General features: G+C 70.5%; 21 protein-coding genes. 7 read left to right on the forward strand and 14 right to left on the reverse strand.

Translation table 11 applies throughout. The features are described from left to right. Window positions 1-50 precede the first annotated feature (50 nt). Genes ACLIME_RS14850 through ACLIME_RS14860 form a run of 3 tightly spaced genes read left to right on the forward strand, consistent with a single transcriptional unit; the run spans window position 51 to window position 3,052 of the window. Window positions 51-1,337 (forward strand): amidohydrolase, encoded by a 1,287-nt coding sequence (locus ACLIME_RS14850; RefSeq protein ID WP_079704463.1) that lies wholly within the window; start codon window positions 51-53, stop codon window positions 1,335-1,337. Next, window positions 1,334-1,735, forward strand: coding sequence for a YbjQ family protein (locus tag ACLIME_RS14855; protein WP_079704464.1), 402 nt, complete (start codon window positions 1,334-1,336; stop codon window positions 1,733-1,735). The genes ACLIME_RS14850 and ACLIME_RS14855 overlap by 4 nt, the downstream gene beginning before the upstream one ends. Before the next feature lie 12 nt (window positions 1,736-1,747). Further along, window positions 1,748-3,052, forward strand: coding sequence for a glycoside hydrolase family 125 protein (locus ACLIME_RS14860; RefSeq protein ID WP_411557383.1), 1,305 nt, complete (start codon window positions 1,748-1,750; stop codon window positions 3,050-3,052). 26 nt (window positions 3,053-3,078) lie between these two features. On the opposite strand, the gene ACLIME_RS14865 is transcribed toward ACLIME_RS14860, so the two are convergent. The 7 genes from ACLIME_RS14865 to ACLIME_RS14895 all read right to left on the reverse strand — a co-directional run bounded on the left by ACLIME_RS14865 (window position 3,079) and on the right by ACLIME_RS14895 (window position 12,034). Continuing rightward, window positions 3,079-3,708, reverse strand: coding sequence for a response regulator (locus ACLIME_RS14865; RefSeq protein ID WP_411557384.1), 630 nt, complete (start codon window positions 3,706-3,708; stop codon window positions 3,079-3,081). After that, window positions 3,705-5,000, reverse strand: coding sequence for a sensor histidine kinase (locus ACLIME_RS14870; protein WP_411557385.1), 1,296 nt, complete (start codon window positions 4,998-5,000; stop codon window positions 3,705-3,707). The genes ACLIME_RS14865 and ACLIME_RS14870 overlap by 4 nt, the downstream gene beginning before the upstream one ends. 86 nt (window positions 5,001-5,086) lie before the next feature. Then, window positions 5,087-5,947, reverse strand: a complete 861-nt coding sequence (locus ACLIME_RS14875; RefSeq protein ID WP_411557386.1) for an ABC transporter permease — start codon at window positions 5,945-5,947, stop codon at window positions 5,087-5,089. Next, window positions 5,944-6,867 carry an ABC transporter ATP-binding protein gene (locus ACLIME_RS14880; protein ID WP_411557387.1) on the reverse strand — a complete coding sequence of 308 codons (924 nt, stop codon included), beginning with the start codon at window positions 6,865-6,867 and terminating at the stop codon, window positions 5,944-5,946. Before ACLIME_RS14880 ends, ACLIME_RS14875 begins: the two co-directional genes overlap by 4 nt. A 183-nt stretch (window positions 6,868-7,050) precedes the next feature. After that, window positions 7,051-7,626 carry a hypothetical protein gene (locus ACLIME_RS14885; RefSeq protein WP_124767954.1) on the reverse strand — a complete coding sequence of 192 codons (576 nt, stop codon included), beginning with the start codon at window positions 7,624-7,626 and terminating at the stop codon, window positions 7,051-7,053. Between the two features lie 98 nt (window positions 7,627-7,724). After that, a complete protein-coding gene (locus ACLIME_RS14890) occupies window positions 7,725-8,981 on the reverse strand; it encodes an MATE family efflux transporter (protein ID WP_411558800.1) in 1,257 nt (418 codons plus the stop codon). 149 nt (window positions 8,982-9,130) lie between these two features. Next, the gene (locus ACLIME_RS14895; protein WP_411557388.1) at window positions 9,131-12,034 is read right to left on the reverse strand and encodes a rhomboid family intramembrane serine protease; all 2,904 of its coding nucleotides are present in this window, start codon (window positions 12,032-12,034) and stop codon (window positions 9,131-9,133) included. 150 nt (window positions 12,035-12,184) lie between these two features. Here ACLIME_RS14895 and ACLIME_RS14900 point away from each other — a divergent pair, with 150 nt between their 5' ends. Together ACLIME_RS14900 and argG are read left to right on the forward strand one after the other, a co-directional pair. After that, window positions 12,185-14,164 carry a M13 family metallopeptidase gene (locus ACLIME_RS14900; protein WP_411557389.1) on the forward strand — a complete coding sequence of 660 codons (1,980 nt, stop codon included), beginning with the start codon at window positions 12,185-12,187 and terminating at the stop codon, window positions 14,162-14,164. A 339-nt stretch (window positions 14,165-14,503) separates the two neighbouring features. Beyond that, window positions 14,504-15,943, forward strand: a complete 1,440-nt coding sequence (argG, locus tag ACLIME_RS14905; RefSeq protein ID WP_071261487.1) for an argininosuccinate synthase — start codon at window positions 14,504-14,506, stop codon at window positions 15,941-15,943. Between the two features lie 249 nt (window positions 15,944-16,192). On the opposite strand, the gene ACLIME_RS14910 is transcribed toward argG, so the two are convergent. From ACLIME_RS14910 to ACLIME_RS14930, 5 genes are all read right to left on the reverse strand, one after another. Beyond that, a complete protein-coding gene (locus ACLIME_RS14910) occupies window positions 16,193-17,329 on the reverse strand; it encodes an NAD(P)/FAD-dependent oxidoreductase (RefSeq protein WP_411557390.1) in 1,137 nt (378 codons plus the stop codon). After that, entirely contained in the window at window positions 17,326-18,411 is a 1,086-nt protein-coding gene (locus tag ACLIME_RS14915) for a Gfo/Idh/MocA family oxidoreductase (RefSeq protein ID WP_411557391.1), read from the reverse strand. The genes ACLIME_RS14910 and ACLIME_RS14915 overlap by 4 nt, the downstream gene beginning before the upstream one ends. Further along, window positions 18,411-19,181 carry an amino acid ABC transporter ATP-binding protein gene (locus ACLIME_RS14920; RefSeq protein WP_411557392.1) on the reverse strand — a complete coding sequence of 257 codons (771 nt, stop codon included), beginning with the start codon at window positions 19,179-19,181 and terminating at the stop codon, window positions 18,411-18,413. The genes ACLIME_RS14915 and ACLIME_RS14920 overlap by 1 nt, the downstream gene beginning before the upstream one ends. Continuing rightward, on the reverse strand, window positions 19,178-19,966 hold the full coding sequence (locus tag ACLIME_RS14925) for an amino acid ABC transporter permease (protein ID WP_079704476.1): 789 nt from the start codon (window positions 19,964-19,966) through the stop codon (window positions 19,178-19,180). The genes ACLIME_RS14920 and ACLIME_RS14925 overlap by 4 nt, the downstream gene beginning before the upstream one ends. 69 nt (window positions 19,967-20,035) lie before the next feature. Next, window positions 20,036-20,908 (reverse strand): ABC transporter substrate-binding protein, encoded by an 873-nt coding sequence (locus ACLIME_RS14930; RefSeq protein ID WP_071261542.1) that lies wholly within the window; start codon window positions 20,906-20,908, stop codon window positions 20,036-20,038. Window positions 20,909-21,116: 208 nt separating this feature from the next. Here ACLIME_RS14930 and ACLIME_RS14935 point away from each other — a divergent pair, with 208 nt between their 5' ends. Next, complete coding sequence (locus ACLIME_RS14935) at window positions 21,117-22,187, forward strand: LacI family DNA-binding transcriptional regulator (RefSeq protein ID WP_411557393.1); 1,071 nt, start codon at window positions 21,117-21,119, stop codon at window positions 22,185-22,187. Between the two features lie 223 nt (window positions 22,188-22,410). On the opposite strand, the gene ACLIME_RS14940 is transcribed toward ACLIME_RS14935, so the two are convergent. Then, on the reverse strand, window positions 22,411-23,055 hold the full coding sequence (locus tag ACLIME_RS14940) for an SAM-dependent methyltransferase (protein WP_411557394.1): 645 nt from the start codon (window positions 23,053-23,055) through the stop codon (window positions 22,411-22,413). 297 nt (window positions 23,056-23,352) lie between these two features. Then, window positions 23,353-24,897, reverse strand: a complete 1,545-nt coding sequence (locus tag ACLIME_RS14945) for a leucyl aminopeptidase (protein WP_124767962.1) — start codon at window positions 24,895-24,897, stop codon at window positions 23,353-23,355. 87 nt (window positions 24,898-24,984) lie between these two features. On the opposite strand from ACLIME_RS14945, the gene ACLIME_RS14950 reads away from it, so the two are divergent. Beyond that, window positions 24,985-25,761 carry a hypothetical protein gene (locus ACLIME_RS14950; protein WP_411557395.1) on the forward strand — a complete coding sequence of 259 codons (777 nt, stop codon included), beginning with the start codon at window positions 24,985-24,987 and terminating at the stop codon, window positions 25,759-25,761. The last annotated feature ends 50 nt before the right edge of the window (window positions 25,762-25,811 follow it).

Raw genomic sequence — 25,811 nt, forward strand, 5'->3', positions numbered from 1 at the left:
ATACGGACGGCATGCCACGTAGGGTTGGGGGCGACGCTCGAAGGAGACCCATGACCGACCAGCCCATCGCCACCGCAGCACTCGTCCAGCAGGAGGCGGCATCGCTCGCCGTGTCGCTCGCACCGGTGTACCAGGATCTGCACGCCAATCCGGAGCTCTCCTTCGCGGAGCACCGGACGGCCGCCCTGGTCGCGGATCGCATCACCGGCCTCGGGTACGGGGTCGCGACGGGGATCGGCGGCACCGGTGTCGTCGGCGTCCTGGAGAACGGCGAAGGACCGACGGTCCTCCTGCGGGCCGACATGGACGGCCTGCCCGTCCTGGAGGAGACGGGCCTCGACTACGCGAGCGTCGCGCGCGGGGTCGATCCGGAGGGCAACGACGTCCCGGTCATGCACGCCTGCGGCCACGACGTCCACGTCACCTGTCTGCTGGGAGCCGCCGAACTGCTCGCCGCACGGCGCGACACCTGGTCCGGGACACTCGTCGTCCTGTTCCAGCCGGCCGAGGAAGCCGGCGGCGGGGCGCAGGCGATGGTCGACGACGACCTCTACGCACGAGTCCCGAAGCCCGACATCGTGTTCGGCCAGCACGTCGGTCCGCTGCCGGCCGGTGTCGTCGGCACGCACGCCGGTCCGTCGTTCGCCGCGACCGACGCCTACCGCGTCACCTTCCACGGCCGCGGCGGGCACGGATCCCGCCCGCAGTCGACGATCGACCCGATCGTGATGGCGGCGTCGGCGGTCGTCCGACTCCAGAGCATCGTGTCCCGCGAGGTCGCCGGAACCGACACCGCGGTGCTCACCGTCGGCACGATGCACGCCGGCACCAAGAACAACATCATCCCCGACACCGCGCAGATCGGCGTCAACATCCGCAGCTACGAACCGCACGTGCGCGACCGCGTCGTCGGCTCCATGGAGCGCATCATCCGGGCCGAGGCCGCAGCATCGGGCGCCGAGCGGGAACCGGTGATCGAACACACCGAGGCCTTCCCGGTGCTCGTGAACGATCCCGCGGCGACCGGCGCGGTGACGGCGGTGTTCGCCGACGCGTTCGGTGCCAACCGCGTCGTCGACCCCGGTCTCGTCACGGGGAGTGAGGACGTCGGCATGCTCGCGACGGCCGCCGACGCTCCCATCGTCTACTGGATCCTCGGGGGTGCCGACCCACAGGCCTTCGCGGCGGCCTACGCCTCGGGGCGCATGGAGCAGGACCTCCCCGGCAACCACTCCTCGAAGTTCGCTCCGCTCATCCACCCCACCCTCGACACCGGCATCGCAGCGCTCTCGCTCGCGGCACTGTCGCGTCTGGCCGGAACGGCGGCCACCGCATGATCGTCGTGACGACGGACACCGTCGCCGGACACCGCATCGACGCCGTCCTCGGCGAGGTCGTCGGGCTCACCGTGCGAGCCCGCGACTGGGGCTCCTCGATGTCGATCGGCTTCTCGGCGCTCGGCGGCGGCGAGGTCCCGGGGATGACCCAGCTGCTGTTCGAGTCCCGCCAGGAGGTCATGCGACGCCTGGTGGCCGACGCGGAACAGCGCGGCGCGAACGCGGTCCTCGCGATGCGCCTCGAGACCACCGACATCGGCGGTGCGTGGACGCAGCTGACCGCCTACGGCACCGCGGCGTATCTCGTCCCGATCCCCGCAGGGGAGCCCGGAGCCACCGGCCAGTCCGCCTACGCGGCGGAACAGCCGGACGCCCCGAAACCACGCGGCGACGTCTGACGGTGGAGCCCCATGACCGCTTGGATCGACGAACTCATCACCGAGGTGACCACGGCTGTGCGGGAGCGCAGTGACGAACGGGTGGCCGAGATGTTCGAGCGCTGCTTCGCCGACACCCTGCACAGCACGATGACGCCCATGCCGGACGGCACCGTGTTCATGCTCACCGGCGACATCCCCGCGATGTGGTTGCGCGACTCGAGCGCCCAACTCGCTCCCTATCTCCACTTCGCAGCCGACCACCCCGAGCTGGCCGAGCTGCTCGTCGCCGTCAACCGCCGGCAGCTGGACGCGATCGCGCTCGACCCCTACGCGAACGCGTTCAATGCCGAACCGAACGGACACGGCCACCGCGACGACCGCACCGACGCGTCGCCCTGGGTGTGGGAACGCAAGTACGAGATCGACTCGCTCTGCTACCCGCTCCAGCTCGCACACGACATCTGGCTGGCGACGGGGCGCCGCGACCACCTGGATGCGCGGTACCGCTCCGCCGTCGTCGCGGCGATGGAGGTCTGGCGGGTCGAACAGCACCACGAGGAGCGCTCGCCGTACCGGTTCCAGCGGTTCGACGCCCCGCTCTCCGACACCCTCGTCCGCGACGGACTCGGGCCGGAGACGGCGTGGACCGGGCTCTCGTGGTCGGGGTTCCGGCCGAGCGACGACGCAGGGCGATACGGCTACAACGTTCCGGGCAACCTCTTCGCTGCGGTGACGCTCGCCGGGGTCGAATCGATCGCTGTCGATGTGCTCGACGACGCGGCACTCGCCGCGCAGGCCGGTGCGCTCCGACGCGAGCTCGAGACCGCGATCGACGCCCACGGTGTCGTGACGACCGATCAGTACGGCGACGTCTACGCCTACGAGGTGGACGGGTTCGGCAACGCGCTCCTGATGGACGACGCCAACGTGCCGAGCCTGCTCTCGCTGCCGTTCCTCGGCTGGTGCGCGCCCGACGACGCCCGGTACCTCGCCACCCGACGGTTCCTGCTCAGTGAGGACGACCCGAGCTACTTCGTCGGGTCCGCCGCCCGTGGGGTCGGGAGCCCACACACGCCCGACGACCACATCTGGCCGATCGCCCTGTCCATCGAGGGCCTCACCTCGCAGGACGAGCAGGATCGCGCCCGCCTGCTCGACACGCTGCTGCGGACCGACGCCGGCACCGGGGTCATGCACGAGTCGTTCCACAAGGACGACCCCGACACCTTCACCCGCCCCTGGTTCTCCTGGGCGAACGCGATGTTCTGCGAGTTCGTCCTCGACGTGGTGGGTCTGCGCACGCACGTGCGGCGTCCTGTGCCCCGAGGTGACTGAACGGACCCGCAGCCTCGTGCGCCGGCTCAGAGCAGCCGCAGCTCCTGTGCACGGGTGACGGCCCTGGTCCGGTCGGCCACCTCGAGCTTCTCGAAGACGTGCAGCAGGTGCGTCTTCACCGTCGACTCCGAGATGAAGAGTGCCGCCGCGATCGCCCGGTTGCTGTTGCCGGCGGCGACGAGCGCCAGGACCTCGAGTTCGCGAGCGCTGAGCTGCGGGCGGGCTGGGGTCCCACCCTGCATGCGGCCGACGAGCGTCGCCGCGATCGTGGGCGCGAGCACCGTCTGACCGGCGACCACCGAACGGATGCCGGCCAGGATCTCCTGCTCGGGCGCCGCCTTCAACAGGTAGCCGCCGGCTCCGGCCTCGATCGCGCCGAGGATGTCGTCGTCGGTCTCGTAGGTCGTCAGCACGAGCACCCGGACGCCTGGCGCGCGCTGCACGATGCGCGCCGTCGCCTCCGCACCGCCGAGGACCGGCATGCGCAGGTCCATGAGCACCAGGTCCGGCCGGTGCTCCTCGGCCGCCGCGACCGCCGCAGCGCCGTCCGCCACCTCGGCCACGACCTCGAGGTCGTCCGCGCGCCCGAGCAGCGCGACGATGCCCGATCGCACGATGGGGTGGTCGTCCGCGACCACGATCCTGATCCGTGTCATCGTCCGTCCTCCACGGTTCTTGAGCCTGTCGAAGGGCTGCCGACCGGGAGGCCGTTCGTGGTCCCTGAGCCTGTCGAAGGGCCCGCTTCGATCGTCACCGGCACTCGCACCAGCACCGTCGTCCCCGCTCCGGCGGCACTCGTGAGTTCCACCGTTCCGCCGAGCAGCGTCACCCGGTCGTGCATGCCGTGCAGCCCGAAGCCCGCGCCCGGACTGGTCCCGAGCAGCGCGCCGTCCGGGTCCGCGATCCCGACCCCGTCGTCGGAGATCCGCAGTTCGGCCCAGCCGTCGTCGACGGTGAGTACCAGCTCGACGCGGTCGGCGGCGGCGTGCTTCCGGATGTTCGCGAGACCCTCCTGGGCACTCCGGAGCAGCACGACCTCGGGTGCTCGCTCGAACCGTTCTGACGGGGCGTCGACCTCGACGACCACGCCCGTCTCACGGCTGAACCGCTCGCCCAGGCGCCGCAGGCTGTCACCGAGGGTGGTGTCGGCGGCCGGCATCGCGGCCAGCGTGGCCACGAGGGATCTCGCCTCGCGCAGGGCGTCGCGTGCCGTGCTCTCGATGAGGTCGATGCTGTCGAGGGCGGTGATCGGTCGACCGTCCAGCGGGGAGGCGTCCGGCGTGCCCGCGACGGTCTCACCGACCTCGGAGCGGGCGCGTTGCGCGAGCAGCACCACACTCGTGAGGCTCTGCGCGATGGTGTCGTGGATGTCGCGAGCCATGCGTTCGCGTTCGGCGGCCGCTCCGGCCTCCCGGCTCGCCCGTTCCGATTCCGCCTGAGCGGTCTGCAGACTCACGAGGAGTCGTGCCTTCTCGTCGCCGAGCTCGGCGATCCGGGTGATCCAGAGCCCGAGGGACAACGCGAAGACGAGCGAGACGCTCTGGATCGCGAGCCCCTGCAGGATCGCCTCCGGGGCGGCACCTTGTCCGACGATGAAGCCGACGGCGAGGGCCGCGGCGCTCGCGATGTTGAGGATGATCGCGTTCCGGGTGTTCGGCGTCAGCACCCACAGCAGTGGGAACACGAGGCACTGGAGGGTCAGGACGTTCGGGGAGAACGCCGTCCCGACTGCGGTGAGGGCGATGAGGGTGACCGCGAACCAAAGCCCGCCCTGCGGACGCTCGAGGGTGCGGCGCCCGGCCGTGTAGTAGACGAGGCAGAGCGCCGCCAGCACGATCCAGACGCCGACGGTCCGCTCCGGTGCCCCTGCCGCGCTGACGCTCACGAGCGCACCGACGATCACGCACCCCGCGCCGAACGCGATATCCCACCACCGTCGTCCGTCCATGTCCCAACCCTCCCATCCCTGCTCGCGAACTGTCACTTCCCGCCAGTTCCGGCGGCGTACACCCACCGGAACTGACAGTTCACGGGCTAGGAGCGGCGGACCCAGCGGAAGGTGAGGCGGGTGAGGACGAGGCCGACGATCGCCCAGACGACGAGGACGAGCGCGACCGTCGGGAGGTCCCAGCCACCGGACGGCTCCTGCGAGGCGAACCCCTCCGGCAGGAAGACGGAGCGCATGCCCTGCGCGATCCACTTGAGCGGGAAGACACTCGCGACGTTCTGCAGCCACTCGGGGAGCATCGTGAACGAGAGGTAGACGCCGGAGATGAACTGCAGCACGAGCACGATCGGGATGATGACGGCCGTCGCGCTCTTGCCGGTGCGGGGGAGCGCCGACAGGGCGATACCGAGGACGGCCGACGTCGCGATGCCGAGCAGGTAGATCCAGGCGAAGGTGAGCCACCGCTCGGGCTCGGTCGGCAGGGTGACGTCGAACAGGAACCGCGAGACGAGGAGCAGCAGCGCGATCTGGAGTACCGAGGTGACGAGGACCTGCCCCATCTTCCCGAGGAAGTAGGAGATCACCGGGAGCGGGCTGCCGCCGAGGCGCTTGAGCGTGCCGTCGCTCTTCTCCGTCGCGATGTCGGTCGCGAGGTTCTGGACGCCCGAGAGGAGGATGCCGGCGGCGATCATGCCGGGGAGGTAGAAGGCGGCCTGGCTGACCCCGCCGGTGCCGTCGGGTGCCTCACCGACGTTCCCCATCGCGCTGAACGCGGTCGAGAAGATCGCGAGCATCACGACGGGGAAGAGGAAGGTGAAGAACACCTGGTCGCCGGAGCGGAAGTAGATGCGGGTCTCATAGCCGATCCGGCTCGCACCGAGTCGGAGGGTGCGTCCGTGGGGGAGTGACGGGACGAGCGCGTTGGTGGTGCGGTCGATGGTGGTCATGCGCCGACTCCTGTCATGGTGACCGTCGTGGCCGGTGACGGTGCTGCTGATGGGGTGGTCGACGACGCAGCGCCGTCGGCCGCGTGGACGAGCCCGAGGTAGATGTCCTCGAGGCTCGGACGGATGACCTCCAGGTCGCGCGGCTCTCCCCCCAGTGTCTCCGTGAGATCGGCGACCCGTGCGGCCGGCACCTCGGTCCGTTCCTCATGGAGGCCGTGCTCGTCGCGCCAGCGCACCACGGGGATCCGGGCCTCGGCACCGCCGATCTCGTCGACCGCGCCGATCTCCACGAGTCGACCCGCCGCGATGACGGCGACGCGGTCGGCGAGTTGGGCGGCTTCGTCGAGGTAGTGGGTGGTGAGGAGGATGGTCGTGCCGTCGCGTTTGAGCGAGCGGATGAGTTCCCAGAACTGCCGACGTGCCTCAGGGTCGAACCCGGTCGTCGGCTCGTCGAGGAAGAGGAGGGCCGGGCGGCCGACCACCCCGAGCGCGACGTCCACCCGACGACGCTGGCCGCCCGAGAGCTTGCCGATGCGCGTGCCCGCCTTGCTCGTGAGCCCGACCGCCTCGATGACCTCGTCCACATCCCGCGGGTCCGCGTAGTACCGGGCGAACTGTGTGAGCTGCTCACGGACCGTGACGTTGGCAGCCTCAGCACTCGACTGGAGGACGATGCCGAGGCGGGCCTTCCAGTCGAGACCGCCCTTCGTCGGGTCGACACCGAGGACGCTCGCCTCGCCGCCCGTCCGGTGCCGGTAGCCCTCGAGGATCTCGATCGTGGTGCTCTTCCCGGCGCCGTTCGGGCCGAGGAGGGCGAAGGTCTCACCCGGGTGGATGTCGAAGGAGACCCCGTCGACGGCGGTGAAATCGCCGTACTGCTTGCGCAGCTCGCGGACCTCGATGATCGGTCGTGTGCTCATGGTGTCCATGCTCGTCCGCTGCGGCGCGCACCGGTAGCGGTGGAGGGGCTGATCCTCGTATCCACCGATCGGTTGATGCGCGAGCGGCCTGATTCTCCGCCGCGTCTGCTCGGTGGGTCGACAAGCACGAGCGCCCACCCACCCGACGAGGGTGGATGGGCGCTGGCGTGACGCTGGGGCGGCTCAGCCGAGCGCCGCGGTGGAGACGACGACGACGAGGTCCTCGACGTTCTCGAACCCGGCGGTCTCCTGGGTAAGCTGGGTGAACGGGATCCCGATGATCGTCAGCCCGTCGAGCGATCCGGTGAACGTGCCGGCGGCTTCGGTCACGCTCGCGCCACCGGCCGTCGCGTTCGCGGCCGCTGCGGTGAGGGAGGCAGCGCCGCCGGAGAGGACGGCGTAGCTGCCCGAGGCGTCACCCGCTTCGTAGCTGAGGATGCACACGGTCGGCAGGTCGCCGAGGACGGCGGCCGGAGCGAAGGTGGCCTTCGCCGCGGCGACAGCGGCCGCCGGGACCGCGACGCCGCTGGCGGCGCTGAGCGTGTTGACCTGCTCTTCGGTGCACTTCGTCGCGCCCGATGCCGGCTCCTCCTGGGCAGCGTCCTCCGTGGCCTCGGGCGCGGTCGTGGCGCTCGTCGAGGGTTCGGAGTCGGCCGGCGCGTCGCCGCTACTGCAGGCGGCGAGCCCGAAGAGCCCGATGACGGCGACGGCGGTCACCGCGGAGACGCGGAGACGGTGGTGAGCGGAGCGAAGTGACATGGTGGTTCCCCCTGGAATCGTGAGCGTTGACGGATGCTCAGGTCCAGGATGGGGGACCGAGGAGGCCGCCTCAATGGGGACAACTCCCCAGTTGTCCGTCAGGCCCCGGTGCGCATCCACGCCGTCGTGCGGGCGCGGAGCCCGAGGGTGGTCGCGCGCGCGCCGAGATAGCCGACGAAGAAGGTGAGCGCCAACCAGGTGAGCCCGGTCTGCCCGCCGGGTGCCCAGGCGAGGACCGCGAGCGCGAACGGCAGGAAGACGAGCGTGTTGAGCAGCCCGGTGATCGCGAGGTACTTCGCGTCGCCGGCGCCGATGAGGACGCCGTCGAGGACGAAGACGACGCCACCGAGCGGGGTGGTGACGGCGAGCACGATGATCGCGGGCACGATGAGCGCCGCGAGGTCGGGGTCGCTCGTGAAGAGCAGGCCGATGACCGGGCTCGCGAGCGCGATGACCAGGCCGAGCACGATCCCCGAGCCGACGCCCCACTGCAGGCAGCGGACGAGGACGGCACGCACACCTGCGACGTCGCCGGCCCCGAGCCCCTTGCCGACGAGCGCCTGCGCGGCGATCGCGAGGGCGTCGAGCGCGAAGGCGAGGGTGGCGAAGAGGGTCATGACGAGCTGGAACCCGGCGAGTTCGTCGGTCCCGAGGTCGGTCGCGACGAACACGGCGATGAGCATCGCGGCACGGAGGCTGACGGTGCGGAGGAACAGCCACCCGCCGGAACGGGCCGCCCCACCGAGGCCGGCGCGGTGCGGGCGGAGACTCGCTCCCGTCCGCCGCACATGGCGCAGGACGACGACGAGGTAGGCCACGACCATGCCCCACTGCGCGATGACGGTGCCGATGGCGGATCCAGCGATGCCGAGGTCGAGGCCGTAGATGAAGAGGAAGTTGAGGCCGATGTTCGCGGCGAACCCGGCGCCGGCGACCACGAGGGGCGTGGTGGTGTCCTGCAGGCCGCGGAGGAGCCCGGTCGCACCGAAGACGAGCAGCATGGCGGGGATGCCGAACATCGAGATGCCGAGGTAGGTGTCGGCCTGCTGGGCGACGGCATCCGTCGCGCCGAACAGCCCGACGAGCGTGGGCGAGAGGAACCATCCGGCCGCACCGATCACGACACCGAGCCCGAGCGACAACCAGAGCCCATCCACCCCGAGCGATACCGCGCCGCGTTCATCGCCGTGTCCGAGACGCCGGGCGACCGCAGGCGTCGTCGCGTAAGCGAGGAACACCATGAGTCCGATGACCGTCTGCAGGACCGCGCTCGCGACCCCGAGGCCGGCGAGCGGCACGACGCCGAGGTGGCCGATCATTGCGGAGTCGGCGAGCAGGAACAGCGGCTCCGCCATCAGCGCCCCGAGCGCCGGGACCGCGAGCCGGAGGATGTCGCGGTCGACGGGCCGCAGCCGTCGCCTGTCCTGTCCCGTGGTCACCCGCCGAGCCTAGCCGCGGGTGGTGACACGCCGCGTCGCCGTCCGAGACGGGACGAGTCGACGGCCTACCGCGCGAGCAGCGACCCGCTCAGGCCAGGGAGGTCGCGGAGACGGATGCCCGTGAGGAAGCCGGCCGCGGCGGCGTAGGCGACCCGCGGTTGGTCGGCGTCCTCGCGGCAGGCGAGGAACAGCGGCACGGCGGTGGCGCCCAGGCGCTCGGCGACGTCGGCGATCTCCGCGAAGCCGACGAGCGGATCGACCCGGTGGGCGATGCCGGCCATCGTGCGCACGGCGACGCCGTCGGGCTCGGTGCCGTCCTGTGCCAGCCCGGAAGCAGCGAACGAGACCATGGCTGCGCCTTCGGACGCGAATCGTCGGCAGGCGTCGGTCAGGGCCCGCTCGACGGCTCGGCTGGTGTGTTCCCCCGACGGTGCACCCGCACTCGCACCCGCAGCCGTGTCGGCGTCGTCGTCCGGCAGAGCACGACGGACCGCGTCGAGCGCCCACCCGTGCACGGTGCCGCCGGCGCCGGGGATCGGCAACCAGGACACCGCCGCGAGCACGGTGCCTGCGGCGTCCGTCACGACGGAGACCCGGACCGCGGTCGGCTCCCGGTCGTCGCCATCGGGGGCGTCGATGCTCCAACCCACGGTGAGACCGAGTTCGGGCACGTGCCGGTCGGACACCCACACCGACGACAGCGCGCGGATCTGGCTACGGAGCTCCCACGGCAGTTCGCGAGCGGCCAGGAGGATCGAGGTCGTCGGATCCGCGCCGATGGCTCCCGTCGCATCGTCCGGACCAGCGGGTTCTGATGCATCAGCCCCGCTGAGGTCGAGCACGAGGTCTCGACCGAGCGGCGACACCCGCCACCCCTCGGGCACGATGCGCGCGTCGCGGGTGGCGAAGACCGCCGGTGTGAGCCCCTCCTGCTCGGCCGCCGTCGCGAACGCCGAAACCGCGGCGACTGCACCGCCGGGGTCGCCGATCGGCTTGTCGAGGGCCAGCGCGACGCCGGCATGCTGCTGGTAGGCGACCGCGTGTCCACCGTCGGCCGTGACGAACACCCGGTTCTCGGGTCGGAGTGCCGAGGCCGCCAGCGGTCCGCCGCCGTGTTCGCGCAGCAGCTGCGCCGCCTTGGCGCGCGCTCGCCGCGCACCCGGACCGATCGCCCCGGGCAGGCGTCGCCTGGTCTGGTTCGCCGCGACCCGGAACGCGTGGCGCGACAGCACGAGGATCACCGCCTGTCCCACCCACAGGACGCTCGCGGAGATCCAGATGGTCGACGCCACGACCGGCACCTGGGCCAGCCAGGCGAGGGCGATGAGGGCGAGCGTGACCAGGAGGTTGCCGACGGTGAGCACCATCGCCGCCCACCAGGCCCAGCGATGACCACGGCGGAGCCAGTTCGCGATCACCAGGATCGCGATGGTGTCGACCCCGACGTCGAGGATCGAGCCCTGCGTCAGGGTGGTCGAACCGAGCGGCCCGTCGAGCGGCACGAGGGTGACGAGCAGCTGCACCGCACCGATCACGAGCAGTCCGGAGACGGCGAACAGCCGCCAGTCGCGCATGGTGGGTCGCGGGGTCGACCGGTGCTCGCCGAGGAGGAGGCGGGCCACGATCACGAAGACGACCGTCGTGATGAAGTGCTCGAGGTCGTCGATCTTCCCGACGTAGAGGAGCGCGATCGACACCCACGACAGGAGCAGCAGCCGCCAGCGCAGCCGGTAGGGGGAACGCATGAACGCGGTCGCGGTCGCGACGCAGGCGAGGATGCCGCAGCTCGGACCGACGTCGAGCGTCGTCACGAGGGACTGCGCCCACGGCCAGTCGAGCCGAGCCAACGCCAGGGCCGCACCGAGCGCGCCGAGAATACCGACGAGGTGGCCGGCCACGAAGATCGCCGACGCCCGCAGCGTGCCGAATCGGGCCTCGACCCACCCGCCGAACACGGCCGCGCCGACGATCGCGACGAGGTAGGCGAGCGGGTCGGCGGTGATGAACATGCCTGTCAGGACCGTCCACCAGCGCCCGGCTTCAAGGCTCGGCACCCCGTACGCGAACGCCGGGTACCAGGCGGTCTGGTCGATCGGGCGCCACAGGCCACCGGTCACGACGCCGAGGGCGACGAAGACGGTGACGAAGGCGGTGGTCGCGGGGGTCGTCCGCAGGGCCCAGCGCAGCGGCGTCAGGACGACGGCGATCGCGGCGCGCAGATCGGTGCGGACGGGGGCCGAGCTGGCGGCCCGGGTGGTCGGCGCGTCCATGCGGACGTCGGCGTCGGTCGTAGCCGGGACCGACCCGGATGGCGACAGCAGTTCGTCGAGCTCCGCCTCGGTCATCGACACGGGCGCGCGATCGGCGGCCGGCCGGGCGGCCCGACGACGGATCCGGAACACGACGACCACCGCGATCACGACGGCCGCGGCACCGGCCAACGCGAGCGCCGCCCAGGAGAAGCGGTGCAGGAACTCGGTCGCGGCACTCCCCAGGACGGTGACGACCGTCACCACGAGCGAGGCCCAGGCGATGCCACCCGCCGCGTTGGCGACGAGGAAGTGCGGGTACGTCATGCGGAACATGCCCGCGAGCGGTCCGGAGAAGATGCGGAGGACGGCGATGAACCGTCCGACGAACACCGCCCACGGCCCCCACCGCCGCATGAGGTGCACCGCGGCGCCCAGTCGCTTCGGCCCCACGTGCTTCGGGAATCTGCGGTTCAGCACCGACAGGAGCCGCCGGCCGTACCGCTTGCCGATCCAGTACCCGATCGAGTCGCCGAGGATCGCACCACCGGCGGCCGCGGCGGCGACAAACACCGGGTTCAGGCCGCTCGACGCGGCGAGGAGGGTCGCCCCGATGAGCACGGTCTCTCCCGGCAACGGCACGCCGAGGCTTTCGACCGCGACGACCAGGAAGACGACGAGGAGCAGGACGCCGGGCGGGAAGTCGGCCAACCAGTCCACGCGGGCTCCTTCCGGCCGGGTGGGTCAACGGTAGTCCCTCGTTCCCCGAAGCGCTCGCGACGCTCCTCCACAGGACTCGGTCCAGAGCGGCACGCCCGCTCTGAGAGAACACCCGAGCCGTGGTCAGGTGCCGTCGCTAGGCTGATCCGCATGACTGACGCGCAGCTCGCCTCCGGCATCGACCGCTCCGAACTCGACCCGGCCGTGCGGCCGCAGGACGACCTCTTCCGCCACGTGAACGGCAAGTGGATGGACCGCACCGAGATCCCCGATGACAAAGCTCGCTGGGGATCGTTCCACCAGCTGGCGGAAGACGCCGAGAACGCCGTCCGCGACATCATCGAGGAGTCGCAGACGAACCCCGACGGCGAGGAGGGCGTGAAGATCGGCGCCCTGTACGCCAGCTTCATGGACGTCGACCGGGCCAACGCCCTCGGAGCGACCCCGCTCGCCGACCAGCTCGCCCGCGTTGCAGCGGTCGACTCCATCGAGTCCTTCCTCCGCCTGTCCGGCGAGTTCGAGGCGGAGGGCGTCGGCGGCTTCCTGCAGCTCTTCGTCGACAACGACCCGGGCAACCCCGAGCGGTACCTCGTCTTCGCCGAACAGGGCGGCATCACGCTGCCCGACGAGTCCTACTTCCGTGAAGACACCTTCGCCGAGATCCGCGAGGCCTACCGCGCACACCTCCAGACGATGTTCGAGCTCGCCGGCATCGACGACGCCGCCGCACGTGCCGACCGCGTGTTCGCCCTCGAGACGGCGATCGCGTCCAAGCACTGGGACAACGTCGCCACTCGCGACAGCGAGAAGACGTACAACCTCTACTCGTGGGACGAAGCTGCGGCGCTCGCCGCAGGCGCCGACCTCGACGGCCCGGACATCGCCGTCTGGCGCGATGCGATCGGCGCCGCCGACGCGGTGTTCGCCGAGATCGTCGTGCGCGAGCCGAGCTTCCTCGAGGGCCTCGGGGAGCTCCTCGTCGACGAGCAGCTCGAGTCCTGGAAGGACTGGCTGGCCTGGAAGGTCGTCCACGGTGCCGCACCGTACCTCTCCGAGGAGTTCGGTCGCGCCAACTTCGACTTCTACGGCAAGACCCTCACCGGCACGCCGCAGCAGCGCGAGCGCTGGAAGCGCGGCGTCTCGCTCGTCGAGGGCATGCTCGGCGAGGCCGTCGGCCGCATCTACGTCGACCGGCACTTCGGCGCCACGTCGAAGGACGAGATGGACGTCCTCGTCGGCTTCCTCGTCGAGGCGTACCGCGACAGCATCGAGAACCTCGAGTGGATGAGCCCCGAGACCCGCACGCGGGCGTTGGAGAAGCTCGACAAGTTCACGCCCAAGATCGGTTTCCCCGTGAAGTGGCGCGACTACTCGGCGTTGGAGCTCGAAGCCGACGACCTGCTCGGCAACGTCCGTCGAGCCAGCCGGTTCGAGATGGACCGGGAGCTCGGGAAGATTGGCAAGCCGCTCGACCGCGATGAGTGGTTCATGACGCCGCAGACGATCAACGCCTACTACAACCCAGGCTTCAACGAGATCGTCTTCCCCGCCGCGATCCTCCAGTACCCGTTCTTCGACGCCGGCCGCGACGCCGCCGCCAACTACGGTGCCATCGGGGCGGTCATCGGGCATGAGATCGGCCACGGCTTCGACGACCAGGGCTCCAAGTTCGACGGCGACGGCCGACTCACCGACTGGTGGACCGAGGCCGACCGCGCCGCCTTCGAGGAGCGCACCGCCTCGCTCATCGAGCAGTACAACGCCCTCGCGCCCGCACAGGTACCCGACCACCACGTCAACGGTGCGCTCACGATCGGCGAGAACATCGGCGACCTCGGCGGGCTCGGCATCGCCTGGAAGGCGTACCTGCTCTCGCTCGAGGGTGCGGAGCCGCCGGTCGTCGACGGTCTCACCGGTGCAGAGCGGTTCTTCCTCTCCTGGGCTCAGGCCTGGCAGCAGAAGGGTCGCGACGCCGAGGTCATCCGCCTCCTGTCGATCGACCCGCACTCGCCGAACGAGTTCCGGTGCAACCAGATCGTCCGCAACATCGACGCCTTCTACGAGACGTTCGGCGTGACGGAGTCCGACGCAGCCTGGCTCGCCCCTGAGGAGCGCGTCACCATCTGGTGACACCCGTTCCCCGGCCCCGGTCCCTGAGCTTGTCGAAGGGCAGGAACCGATGGGCCACCCACGTCTGTCGCCCCTCCCCGATGTCCCCTCTATTGGGACCTGTGGAGGGGCGTCGGTCGCTGTCAGAATCACTCTGGAGTCGACGAATCGTCATCCCGATGCACCCGTGAAGCCCACGGCGCGAGACCCGAACAGCGCCCGGGTGGACCTGGTCCGATCCGTCCGGTTCACAGCAGCGTCACCGTCGATGCCGCCTGAACGCCCGCCGTCCCCCGGCGGGCGTTCGGCGGTACCGGCGGTGACGTGCTCCGCACCCCGCGAACCCGTAGAATCGCAGGCGTGTCTAAAGTCTTGAGCAGCCTCCCCGTCGGCGAGCGCGTCGGCATCGCCTTCTCCGGAGGTCTCGACACCTCCGTCGCCGTCGCCTGGATGCGCGAGAAGGGTGCCGTCCCGTGCACCTACACCGCCGACATCGGCCAGGCCGACGAACCGAACATCGGTGCCGTCCCCGATCGCGCGAAGGAGTACGGCGCCGAGATCGCGCGCCTCGTCGACGCGAAGTCCGCGCTCGTGGAAGAGGGGCTCGTCGCGCTGCAGTGCGGTGCGTTCCACATCCGCAACGCCGGCAAGACGTACTTCAACACCACGCCGCTCGGCCGCGCGGTGACGGGCACCATGCTCGTCCGCGCGATGAAGGAGGACGGCGTCGACATCTGGGGCGACGGTTCCACCTACAAGGGCAACGACATCGAGCGGTTCTACCGCTACGGTCTGCTCGCCAACCCGCGCCTGCGCATCTACAAGCCGTGGCTCGACGTCGACTTCGTCAACGAGCTCGGTGGCCGCAAGGAGATGAGCGAGTGGCTCGTCGCCCGCGACTTCCCGTACCGCGACTCCACCGAGAAGGCGTACAGCACCGACGCCAACATCTGGGGCGCCACCCACGAGGCCAAGCGCCTCGAAGAGCTCAGCTCCGGCATGGAACTCGTCGAGCCGATCATGGGCGTGCCGTTCTGGCGTGAAGACGTCGCGATCGCCTCCGAGGTCGTCACCGTCACCTTCGAGGCCGGTCGCCCGGTCGCGCTCAACGGCGTCGAGTACGCCGACGCGGTCGCGCTGGTCCTCGAGGCCAACGCCATCGGTGGTCGTCACGGCCTCGGCATGAGCGACCAGATCGAGAACCGCATCATCGAGGCGAAGAGCCGCGGCATCTACGAGGCCCCCGGCATGGCGCTCCTCCACATCGCGTACGAGCGTCTGCTCAACGCGATCCACAACGAGGACACGGTCGCCAACTACCACAACGAGGGCCGCCGACTCGGCCGCCTCATGTACGAGGGCCGCTGGCTCGACCCGCAGTCGCTCATGCTGCGCGAGTCCATCCAGCGCTGGGTCGGCTCCGCCGTCTCCGGCGAGGTCTCCATCCGTCTGCGCCGCGGCGACGACTACACGATCCTCGACACCTCGGGCCCCGGCCTCAGCTACCACCCCGACAAGCTCTCGATGGAGCGCGTCGGCGATGCGGCGTTCGGTCCCGACGACCGCATCGGTCAGCTCACCATGCGCAACCTCGACATCGCGGACTCGCGCTCGCGGCTCGAGCAGTACGCAGCGGCCGGCATCGTCGGCGGCGCGACCGCCGACCTCGTCGGCAAGCTCGAGCAGGGTGAAGCGCAGGAGATCCTGGGCGGCGAACTCCTCGACCCGACCGCCGACGCCCTCGAGCGCGCGACCGATCTCGCTTCCGAGGGTGCCGCGTTCGACTCCGGCACCGACTAGTCGCACCCCGCAACGCCGAACGCCCGCCGCACTCGAGGAGTGCGGCGGGCGTTCTGTCGTGGTCCTTCCCGTTCCGTTCTCAGGAGTGCTGCTGTGCGTCGAGCGGGAGCGCTTGCGACGCACCGGACGACTCCTGAGTTGGGGACGGCAGGGGTTCACAACTCAGGACCGGTGCGGCGCGTCCCGCCGGACACACCGGGTGGCCGATGTGACCCGCCGGGGCCGTCCTGAGTTGTGAACCGGCCGGGCCTACGCGGGGACGGGGGACTCCGCGTACCGCTCGGGCCGGAAGGTCGCGAGCAGCGGCGAGGGTTCGCCGTCGATGATCTCGTCCGCGAGGAGTTCACCGGCGATGAGCCCGAGTGTCGCACCGCTGTGGCTGAAGGCCGTGAAGAGCCCCGGCAGCTGCGGGGCCGCGCCGAAGACCGGCTCGCCGTCTCCGGGGATCGGCTTGTAGCCGGCCCCGATGTGGTCGAGTTCGAGGCTCGGGTTGCCGGCGAGCACCCGCGATCCCTCGGCCAACAGCCGCTCCACGGTCGAGTCCGAGATGTGCAGCGAACCGTCGTCGCGGACCTCGATCTCCTCTTCCGACCACGCGGAGTCCAGCGCGAAGCCGCCCTCCCTGGTGCGACGGACGGCCACCCTCGGCGTGTTGAGGACGGCGACGAGCTCGGCTGCGACGGGCTTCGTGAACGCGACGAATGCGGCCGGGCTCTGGTCGCCGATCGTGATGCCGAGTGCGGCGAGCTGGGCCGGGACGTCGGGACCCGTGGCCAACAGGACGGCGTCGGCCTCGATGCGGTCGCCGTTCGCGAGCACCGCACCCACGGCACGTCCGCCGGACGAGGCGATCTCGGCGCCGGCGTCCGTCACGATCCGTCCGCCGCGGGCGACGAACTCGCGGGACAGCACCTCGATCACGGACGGCAGCTCGACCCAGCCCTCGCCCGGATTGAAGATCGCGCCCTCCGCAGCCACGGCGGCCGGATCGACTCCCGGCGTGACCGAGGCGACCTCCTCCGGAGCCAGCCACCGGGCGTCGTAGCCGATGCCGCGCTCGTAGGCGAAGGTCTCCGCGTAGGACTCGCCCTCCGGTGCCCACATCAGTCCGCCGTCGAAGCGGAGGAACTCCGCGCTCGGGATCTGCGCGGCGAAGGTCCGCCAGCGGTCGATCCCGAGGACACGGAGCGCGTGGTACTCGCTCGACCGCTGGGCCGCGGAGTTCAGCCAGGCGAGCGATCGTCCCGAGGCGCCGCTGGCGAGGGAGCGGTCGGTCACGAGGGTCACGTCGGCACCTCGGCGGGCGAGGGCGACGGCGCTGGACGTTCCAAGGATGCCGCCGCCGATCACGACGACGCGTCGGCTGGTCTGGGTGGTGCTGCTCATGCTGTCTGCTCTTTCTGTTCTGGAGTGCTGCGCTGGTGAGGTGCTGCGGCCGCGTGGACGGCCTCGATGATCTCGAGGACGGCGATCGCGTCGGCCGGATCGACCGGTGGAGGACCGCCGTCGTGGAGGGCGGTCGCGAGGAGGCGGGTGAAGGCGGCGTAGTCGCCGTCGGCCATGGGGACGGGCTCTGTTGCACCGTCGACCCCGATCGCGCCCCAACCGGACGGGTCACGCCGACCGAATCCGTCGTCACGTGGATCAGCACCGGCCTTCAGTGCGGGCTCCTGGCCGTCGAGTCCCCACGAGGTGTAGGCACCGGAGGATCCGAGGACGCGGAACCGTGGGCCGGCCTGGGCGACGAGCGACCCCATCCAGAGGTGCGACCGGACCCCCGAACGGTGACGGAGCGCCACGAAGGCGTCGTCGTCCGCGACCGCTCCGGGCCGGACGACACCGAGTTCAGCCTGGACGTCCTCGACCTCGCCGAACAGTTGGATGGCCTGATCGATCACATGCGTGCCGAGGTCGTAGAGGATGCCGCCGCCCTCCGCTGAGGTCGCGGCCGTCTTCCACGATGCGGGCGGATCGGGCTTCCACCACTCGAAGCGTGACTCGAAGCGATGGACGTGCCCGAGCATGCCCTCGTCGAGCAGCCGCCGCACGGTCAGGAAGTCGCCGTCCCAGCGGCGGTTCTGGAAGACCGTGACGAGGCGGTCGGCGGCTGCAGCACGATCGACGATCGTGCGGCCCTCGGCCGCGGTGACGGCGAACGGCTTGTCGACCACGACGTGCAGGCCGGCGTCCAGGGAGGCTGTCGCGAGCGCGGCGTGCGTGCCGGACGGCGAGCCGATGACCACGAGGTCGAGCTCGTCGGCTCGGGCGAGGAGCTCCTCGGCGGTCGACACGACCTTGACGCCCGGGTACCGCCCGAGCGCCTCGGCCCGTCGATCCGGGTCGGAGGTCACGACGAGGTCGAGCGAGTAGTCGGGATCCGCGGCGAGGAACGGCGCGTGGAACACCGCGCCGGAGGTGCCGAAGCCGATGACGCCCGTCCTGATCGTGCCGGAGACGCGCGCCGCCATCAGAGGACCTCGGAGAGGAAGCGCTGCAGGCGGGGGCTCTGCGGGGCGTCGAACAGCTGCGACGGGGTCCCCGCCTCGACCACGCGGCCCTCGTCCATGAACACGACCTGGTCGGCGACCTTGCGGGCGAAGCCCATCTCGTGGGTGACGACGAGCATCGTCATGCCGCGCTGCGCGAGCCCGGCCATGAGGTTGAGGACGCCCTTCACGAGTTCGGGGTCGAGCGCGCTGGTCGCCTCGTCGAACAGCATGACCTCGGGCTCCATCGCGAGGGCCCTGGCGATCGCGACCCGCTGCTGCTGGCCTCCCGAGAGGTCGCGCGGCCGGTGGTCCGATCGTTCACCGAGTCCGACGTCGTCGAGGCGCGCTGCTGCGACTTGGAGTGACTCGCTCTTCGACATGCCCTTCACGTTGCGGAGTGCGAGGGCCACGTTCTCGAGCGCGGTGTGGTCGGGGAACAGGTTGAAGTGCTGGAAGACGAGGCCGACCCGCGTCCGGAGCCGTTCCGGCTTCATCTTCAGGGCGCTCTCACCGGCGAGGAGGACGTCGCCGGAGGTGGGCTCGTGCAGGCGGTTCACCCCGCGGAGCAGTGTCGACTTGCCCGAGCCGGACGGCCCGATGATGCAGGTCGTCGTGCCGGGCTCGACGTCGATGCTCACCTCGCGGATGACCTCGATGTCGCCGTACGCCATCGAGACGTCGCGGAGCTCCAGGCTCGAGCCGCGGTAGAAGTGTCCGTCGGTGACGGGCAGGGGAGAGGTGTAGGTCATGTGTTGCTCCCGGTGGTGGCTGGCAGGGGTGGCTGCACCTCGTCGAGCTCGTCGAGGCCGCTCTTCGGCGGGGTGGCCTTGCGGCGACCGGTGCGGAAGCGGTTGTCGAAGAAGTTGACGAGGTGGGTGAGGGGCACGGTGATGACGAGGTAGAACAGCCCCGCCATGACGAGCGGGGAGAGGTTGCCGGTGAGGACGGCGGCGTCCTGACCGACCCGGAACAGCTCGCGCTCACTGACGAGGAGCCCGAGGAAGTAGACGAGGCTCGAGTCCTTCACGATGGCGATGAACTGGTTCACGAGCGCGGGGAGGACCCGGCGGATGCCCTGCGGCACCACGACGAGTCGCATCGCCTTGCCGTAGCTCATGCCGAGTGCCCGGCAGGCCTCGAGCTGGCCGCGGTCGACGCTCTGGATGCCGGCGCGGAAGATCTCGCCGATGTAGGCGGAGGCGATGAGGCTGAGCGCGAGGATGCCCAGCGGATAGGGCGAGGGGCCGAACAGCTGCTGGCTGAAGCGGGCGAAGCCTTGGCCGATGAGGAGGATGGTGAGGATCGCCGGCAGGCCGCGGAACACGTCGGTGTAGATCCGCGCGGGTACTCGGAGCCAGCGTGAGGGCGAGATGCCCATGATGGCGATGATCATGCCGAGGATGACCCCGATCACCGTGGCGGCGATCGAGATGACGAGGGTGTTGACGAGTCCCACGCCGAGTAGCTGCGGGAACACCTGCCACATCGCGTCGAAGTCGAAGAAGGTCTTGATGATGCTGTCGAGCCAGTCCATGCTGTCTGCTCCTGAGGGGTGGGATGGTGTGGTGCGGGCCGGTGCTCGGCCCGCACCACGAGACGGGGACTACTCGGTCGACGAGGTCGGGCTGGGGCTGGAGGTCTGCTCCGCCTTCGGGAGGTACTGCTCGGGCATCGGAGAGCCCGGGAACCACTTCTGGTAGAGCTTCTTCCAGGTGCCGTCCTCCATCGCCTCGGCGAGGGCCTTGTCGAGGGCCTTCTTGAATTCGGGCTTGTCCTTCGCGATCGCGAACCCGGCCGGTGCGTCGAAGGACGGGATGTCGATGGCGTTCACGAGCCCGTACTGGGCCGCGTACTCCTTCGCCGCCTCGTAGTCGAGGAAGTGGGCGTCGATGCTGCCGCTGTTGACGGCCGAGATCGCCGAGTTGTTGTCGGGGAAGCGCACGAGTTCGGTGTCGGTGAAGTGCTTGACCGCGTAGGCCTCTTGGAGGGTGCCCTGGACGACGCCGAGGCGCTTGCCGGCGAGGCTGTCCGCGTCGGTGATACCGGAGTCCTTCGCCGCCATGACCGTGAGGTACCCGGCGAGGTAGCCGTCGGAGAAGTCGACCGTCTGCTCGCGCTCCTTGGTGATGCCGATGGCCGCGACGCCGACGTCGAACTGACCGTTCGCGACGGCGGAGAGCAGACCGGAGAAGTCCTGACCGGTGAACACGACGTCGTCGATCCCGATCCGCTTCGCGACGTCGGTGAAGAGTTCGACGTCGAAGCCGGTGAACGTTCCGTCGGCGTCGGTGAAGGTGTATGGCTTCGAGTCGCCGAGGCTGGCGACGCGGATCTGTCCGGGGGTGATGAGTCCGTACGGGTTGTCCTCGGTGCTGCTCGCGGTTCCGGCACCACCGGAGCACGCGGAGAGGATGAGGGCGGTCGCCGCAGCGACGGCGAGGAGGGCCGTCCTGCGGAGGGTGAAGCGATTCGTCACGGCGAGTCCAATCGTGGGGAGGAGTTCGTGGTGCGTGGAGGGAACCGTCGGCTCGTGTCTTGTGGACGCCGTCAGCTCCATTGCTGTCGTTCTGCTGGTGAGACCGGTCTCAATGTCGTAGGTTGAGACCGGTCTCAACAGGTTGTCCAGGACAGTACCCTGGTTCTCGGACAACGTCAACGACGCAACAGACCCCATCGGAGGGCACATGGCAACGGATCCGGGTACCGGCAGACGCGAGGCGACGGTGTCGGACGTCGCGAAGGCCGCACGGGTGTCGAAGGCCACTGCGGCCCGCGCGCTCGGCGACTACGGGGCCGTGAGCGAGGATGTGCGGGACCGTGTGCAGGCCGCCGCGGAACGCCTCGGTTACCGCCCGAACGCCCTCGCGAAGAGCATGAACACGGGGAAGTCGAACACCATCGGGGTGGTCATCGGCGACATCGAGAACCCCTTCTTCGCCCGTGCGACCCGGGGGATCTCCGACGTCGCGCAAGCAGCCGGATTCGACCTCATCCTCGCCAATTCCGACGAGGAGGTCGACGCTGAGACGGCCGCGATCGAGCTCCTCCTCGACAAGCGCGTGGACGGGTTCATCGTCACGCCGGCCTCCTCGATCGAAACGAGAAGTTTACAAACGGCGCTCGCCGAGGGGCGTCCCGTGGTGCTCCTCGACCGTCGTGCGGCCGGTATGGAGGCCGACACGGTCGTCGCCGACAACGCCTCCGGGGCGGCCGCGGCAACCCGGCACCTCCTCGCCGCCGGACACCGTCGGATCGCGTTCATCTCGACCCTCGGCCACGGGGAGCCGTATGCCTCAGGGGACGATGTCGGCTCCTCCTCGGTCGGCGATCGCATCGACGGGTTCACGGGTGCCCTCCGCGAGGCCGGCGTCGAGGACCCGGCGGCGTCCGTCCACCTCAATGCGCGCGCGGAGGGGATCGACGTCATCACCCGGAAGGTCCTCGGCGACCGGGACCCCGTGACCGCGATCATCGCCTCCGACAGCCTGGTCGGTTCCGCGGTCTTCCGGACCATCCGCGAACTCGGCCTCGCGATCCCCGACGACGTGTCGCTCATCGCATTCGACGACGCAGACTGGACGAGCCTCACCACGCCGCCGATCACCGTCGTGTCGCAGCCGATCTACGAACTCGGTGCCGAATCCGCGCGCCGGCTGATCGTCCGGATCGGTGGGGCGGGGGCCGACGCGGAGGAGTTGGTGCTCGCCCAGACGCTCATCGAGCGCGGCTCCGTGGGTGCGCCTCCGACCCGCTGATCCGTCGACCTCGGTTCGTAACTCAGGACTGCCGCGGCGTGTCGCCTGCGACACGCCGGCCGCGCGCCGCGACGCGCCGGGACACTCCTGAGTTAGGGACGGGTGGAAGGCCGTCGGCCCGGGGTGCGCGGCAGGTGTTGTTGTGTCCCCAACTCAGGATCGCTGCGGCGTGTCGGGCGCGACGCGCCGGCCAGGTGGCGCGACACGCCGGGAGGCTCCTGAGTTAGGGACGGCGACGGAGGACGAGGACGCTGTCGTCGAGCTCGGCGGGCTCGCCGTCGGGCCCGATCGCGGCGCGCGCGACGAGGCTCGCGGTGACGACCTCCCACTCGGACGACGCAAGCTCCAGCGAGGCGTGGACCTCGTCGGGCGTCGGGAAGTGCGCGTGCGCGATGTGCTCGGTCGCCCAGGGCGGCGGGCCGGCGTGGCCGACGATGAGCAGCGTGCCGCCGGGAGCGACCGCCGACGCCGCACGGTGCAGGACCGCCTCCCGGGGAAACTCGACGGGGGAGTGCAGGAACGTCGCGGTGACGAGATCGAACGACGCCGACGGTTCCCACTCGACGAGGTCGGCCTGCACCCAGGTGACGCGATCCGCGACCCCCGCCTCGCTCGCGGTCGACGCTCCGAGGGCGAGCGCGCTCGGGGAGATGTCGACGGCGGTCACGGACCAGCCCTGCCGGGCGAGCCACACGGCGTCGGCACCCTCCCCGCTGCCGAGCTCGAGCGCGGTGCCGGGCACCAACCCGCCCACCTCGCGCTCGAGTGCGGCGTTCGGCTTGCCGCTCCACACCTGGCCGCGGCTGCTGTAGCGGTGCTCCCAGAAGGCGGCGGGATCGGTGATGGCGGGCTCGTGCTCGGAGGTCATGGCATCAGCCTGCCGTGACACCGGCTGCGAACACGTGATTCTTGCCGGAACGGCAACGGAGGTTGTCACAGTGTGGCCTTCGACACTTCGACAGGCTCAGTGACCGGGTTGCGGCTCAGTGACCGGGTTGCGGCCCAGTGACCGGGTTGCGGCCCAGTGACCGGGTTGCGGCTCAGTGACCGGGTTGTGGATGGGCTGATCCGGTCACTGAGCCTGTCGAAGTGCTCGCGGGGAACGACGGTCCGGTCGCCGCCCGTCGACAGGCTCAGGGACCGGGCACCGACGCCGCGTCCTGCGTCAGGCGCGGAAGTTGAGCGCCAGGTCGATGAGGAGGCGCGTGCCGTACCCGGTCGCGCCCTTCGACCGCCAGGACTCGTCCGACTCCACGAGCATGGTGCCGGCGATGTCGAGGTGCGCCCACGGGATGTCGCCGACGAACTCCGCGAGGAACAGGGCGGCGAGCGTGGAACCGGCGAACCGGCCGCCGATGTTGGCGAGATCCGCGACGTCCGAGTCGAGCTGCTTCCGGTAGCTGCGTTCGAGCGGCAACTGCCACAGCTGCTCGTCGGTGGCCTTCGATGACGCGAGCGTCTGGTCGACGATGCCCTGGTCGGTCCCGTGCACGGCCGCCGTCTTCGTGCCGAGCGCCATGATCGCGGCACCGGTCAGCGTCGCGATGTCGACGATCGCGTCGGGCTCCTCCTCGACGGCGAGGCTCAGGCCGTCGGCGAGGACGAGGCGACCCTCGGCGTCGGTGTTCTTGATCTCCACGGTGGTGCCGTTGCGGAACGTCAGCACGTCGCCGAGCATCGTGGCCGAGCCCGAGGGCATGTTGTCCGTGCACATGAGGAACGCCGTGACGCTGCTCGTGCAGTGCAACTCCTCCAGCGCCGTCATGGCGGACAGGATCGCTCCGGCGCCCGCCATGTCCATCTTCATCGCCGCGTGGGACGGGTCGGACGGCTTGAGCGAGATGCCACCCGAGTCGTACATGATGCCCTTGCCGACGAGCGCGAGGTGTCCTGCGGCCTCGATCGGCGAGCCGTCGTCGTCCTTCGGCGTGTACCGGAGCTTGATCATGCGCGGTTCCTCGACGCTGCCGGCGTTGACCCCGAGCAGGCCGCCGAGACCGAGCTCGATGAGCGCGTCCTTGTCGAAGACCTCGACGTCGAGCCCGTTGGCGGCACCGAGCGTCTCGGCCACCTCGGCGAGGTCGGTTGCCGTGAGATGTCCGGGCGGCGTGTTCGCGAGGTCGCGGGCGAGGTTCGCCGCGCGGGCGAGGACCTCACCGCGGTGCGCGCCGGTCGCGGTCTCCGGGAGGTCTTCAGCACCGGCGACGAGGTGGAGCGCGACGAGCGGGGTGCGCTTGGTCTCCCGCTTCAGCTCGGTGTAGCGGTACCGGGCGAGGAGCGCGCCCTCGACGACGAGCTGGCCGGCGGAGGCCGGGTCGAGGTCGAACGAGCGCGCCACGTCGAGGCCGATGCTCGCGAAGGAGGATGCCGCACGGGCGAAGGCAGCAGCGATGTCGCGGAGGGCTGACGGGGTGCGCTTCTCGGGGGCACCGACGCCGACCGCGATGTACGTCGGGGCGTCCTGGCTGGGGATGACCAGCGTCTGGCCGATCTCGCCGGTGAAGCCGGCGCGGGTCAGGGCCGCACGGTCGAGTCCGAGCGCCGCGGGGATGTCGTCGCCGGCACCGTCGGCTGCGGGGGCGACGGCCAGGCCGATCGCCTCGACGCCCTCGGGGAGTTCGATCGCGACGCTCAACTCGACCGCCTCGGCGTCGAGTGAGGGGGTGCGGGAGAAGGTCGGCGGGATCAGCTTGGTGGGGCGGGATGGCATGCAGCGTCCTTCGTCTCGGAGTCGGGCTGGATCCATCGTATGGGCCTCACCTGGCCGCTGACGCGAGGGGTCTGGCAGGATGCCGGGATGGGTGCATGGGGAACGGCGATCTTCTCGAACGACACGGCGTCGGACATTCGCACCGAGTACCGCGAGTACGTGCAGGACCGCGTGCCGGACGACGAGGCGACGCGACGGACCATCGCGTCGTTCGCCCACCTGGTGGAGCGCGAGGACGGCGAGCTCTGGATCCCGCTCGCGGCCGCGCAGAGCGAGGTCGGCCGGCTCGATCCCGACGTGCGGACGCGGGCGCTCGCGGCGATCGATCGCGGTGCCGACCTCGAGCTGTGGGCTGAAGCAGGCCCGGGGGAGGTCGCGAGGCGGACCGCGGCCCTCGACCGTCTCCGCGAGAAGCTCCTCGGCCCGCAGCCCGCCCCGAAGCGCCTCCGTCGATCGTGGCGCCACGTGGAGGACGACCTGACGCCGGGCGACGTCCTCGCGTTCACGGCTCCCAACGGACGGACCGCCCTGTTCCGGGTCGCCGGCATCCATCGGTCCCGATACGGCGACTCACCCGAGCTCGACGTCCTCGACTGGGTGGGTGAGCAGGTCCCCGGGCCGGAGACCCTGGCGACGCTGGGGGCGAAGCGCGAGCCGGCGTCGGGCAGTCTGCCTGAGCGTCCGGTCGCCTGGCAGCCGCACCGCTTCCGGAAGACGGACCCCGTGTGGCACGAGGTCGGTTTCGTCCGTGTCGCACGCGTCGAGGGGTGGCCGAACCGGCCGGGCCAGACGCCGGGCCACTCCGGCCTCTGGCGGGTGCTCAACCTGGTCGTGACCCGCGACCTCCTCGACGGCACCTGGTGAGGTGAGGCGGATCGTCGCTCGCGGGGTGCGCGGGCGACGATCCGCCTCAC

The organism is Plantibacter sp. MPB07 (genome assembly GCF_046619465.1).
Taxonomy (GTDB): domain Bacteria; phylum Actinomycetota; class Actinomycetes; order Actinomycetales; family Microbacteriaceae; genus Plantibacter; species Plantibacter auratus.

Bases quoted from the DNA above. Each gene is read 5' to 3' on its own strand.
- ACLIME_RS14900 (WP_411557389.1), top strand. From the start codon at position 12,185: ATGACTGACGCGCAGCTCGCCTCCGGCATCGACCGCTCCGAACTCGAC.
- ACLIME_RS14920 (WP_411557392.1), bottom strand. From the start codon at position 19,181: ATGACCTACACCTCTCCCCTGCCCGTCACCGACGGACACTTCTACCGC.
- ACLIME_RS14910 (WP_411557390.1), bottom strand. From the start codon at position 17,329: ATGAGCAGCACCACCCAGACCAGCCGACGCGTCGTCGTGATCGGCGGC.
- ACLIME_RS14885 (WP_124767954.1), bottom strand. From the start codon at position 7,626: ATGTCACTTCGCTCCGCTCACCACCGTCTCCGCGTCTCCGCGGTGACC.
- ACLIME_RS14940 (WP_411557394.1), bottom strand. From the start codon at position 23,055: ATGACCTCCGAGCACGAGCCCGCCATCACCGATCCCGCCGCCTTCTGG.
- ACLIME_RS14945 (WP_124767962.1), bottom strand. From the start codon at position 24,897: ATGCCATCCCGCCCCACCAAGCTGATCCCGCCGACCTTCTCCCGCACC.
- ACLIME_RS14870 (WP_411557385.1), bottom strand. From the start codon at position 5,000: ATGGACGGACGACGGTGGTGGGATATCGCGTTCGGCGCGGGGTGCGTG.
- ACLIME_RS14850 (WP_079704463.1), top strand. From the start codon at position 51: ATGACCGACCAGCCCATCGCCACCGCAGCACTCGTCCAGCAGGAGGCG.
- ACLIME_RS14915 (WP_411557391.1), bottom strand. From the start codon at position 18,411: ATGGCGGCGCGCGTCTCCGGCACGATCAGGACGGGCGTCATCGGCTTC.
- ACLIME_RS14935 (WP_411557393.1), top strand. From the start codon at position 21,117: ATGGCAACGGATCCGGGTACCGGCAGACGCGAGGCGACGGTGTCGGAC.
- ACLIME_RS14890 (WP_411558800.1), bottom strand. From the start codon at position 8,981: ATGGCGGAGCCGCTGTTCCTGCTCGCCGACTCCGCAATGATCGGCCAC.
- ACLIME_RS14950 (WP_411557395.1), top strand. From the start codon at position 24,985: ATGGGTGCATGGGGAACGGCGATCTTCTCGAACGACACGGCGTCGGAC.
- ACLIME_RS14865 (WP_411557384.1), bottom strand. From the start codon at position 3,708: ATGACACGGATCAGGATCGTGGTCGCGGACGACCACCCCATCGTGCGA.
- ACLIME_RS14925 (WP_079704476.1), bottom strand. From the start codon at position 19,966: ATGGACTGGCTCGACAGCATCATCAAGACCTTCTTCGACTTCGACGCG.
- ACLIME_RS14880 (WP_411557387.1), bottom strand. From the start codon at position 6,867: ATGAGCACACGACCGATCATCGAGGTCCGCGAGCTGCGCAAGCAGTAC.
- ACLIME_RS14875 (WP_411557386.1), bottom strand. From the start codon at position 5,947: ATGACCACCATCGACCGCACCACCAACGCGCTCGTCCCGTCACTCCCC.
- ACLIME_RS14860 (WP_411557383.1), top strand. From the start codon at position 1,748: ATGACCGCTTGGATCGACGAACTCATCACCGAGGTGACCACGGCTGTG.
- ACLIME_RS14855 (WP_079704464.1), top strand. From the start codon at position 1,334: ATGATCGTCGTGACGACGGACACCGTCGCCGGACACCGCATCGACGCC.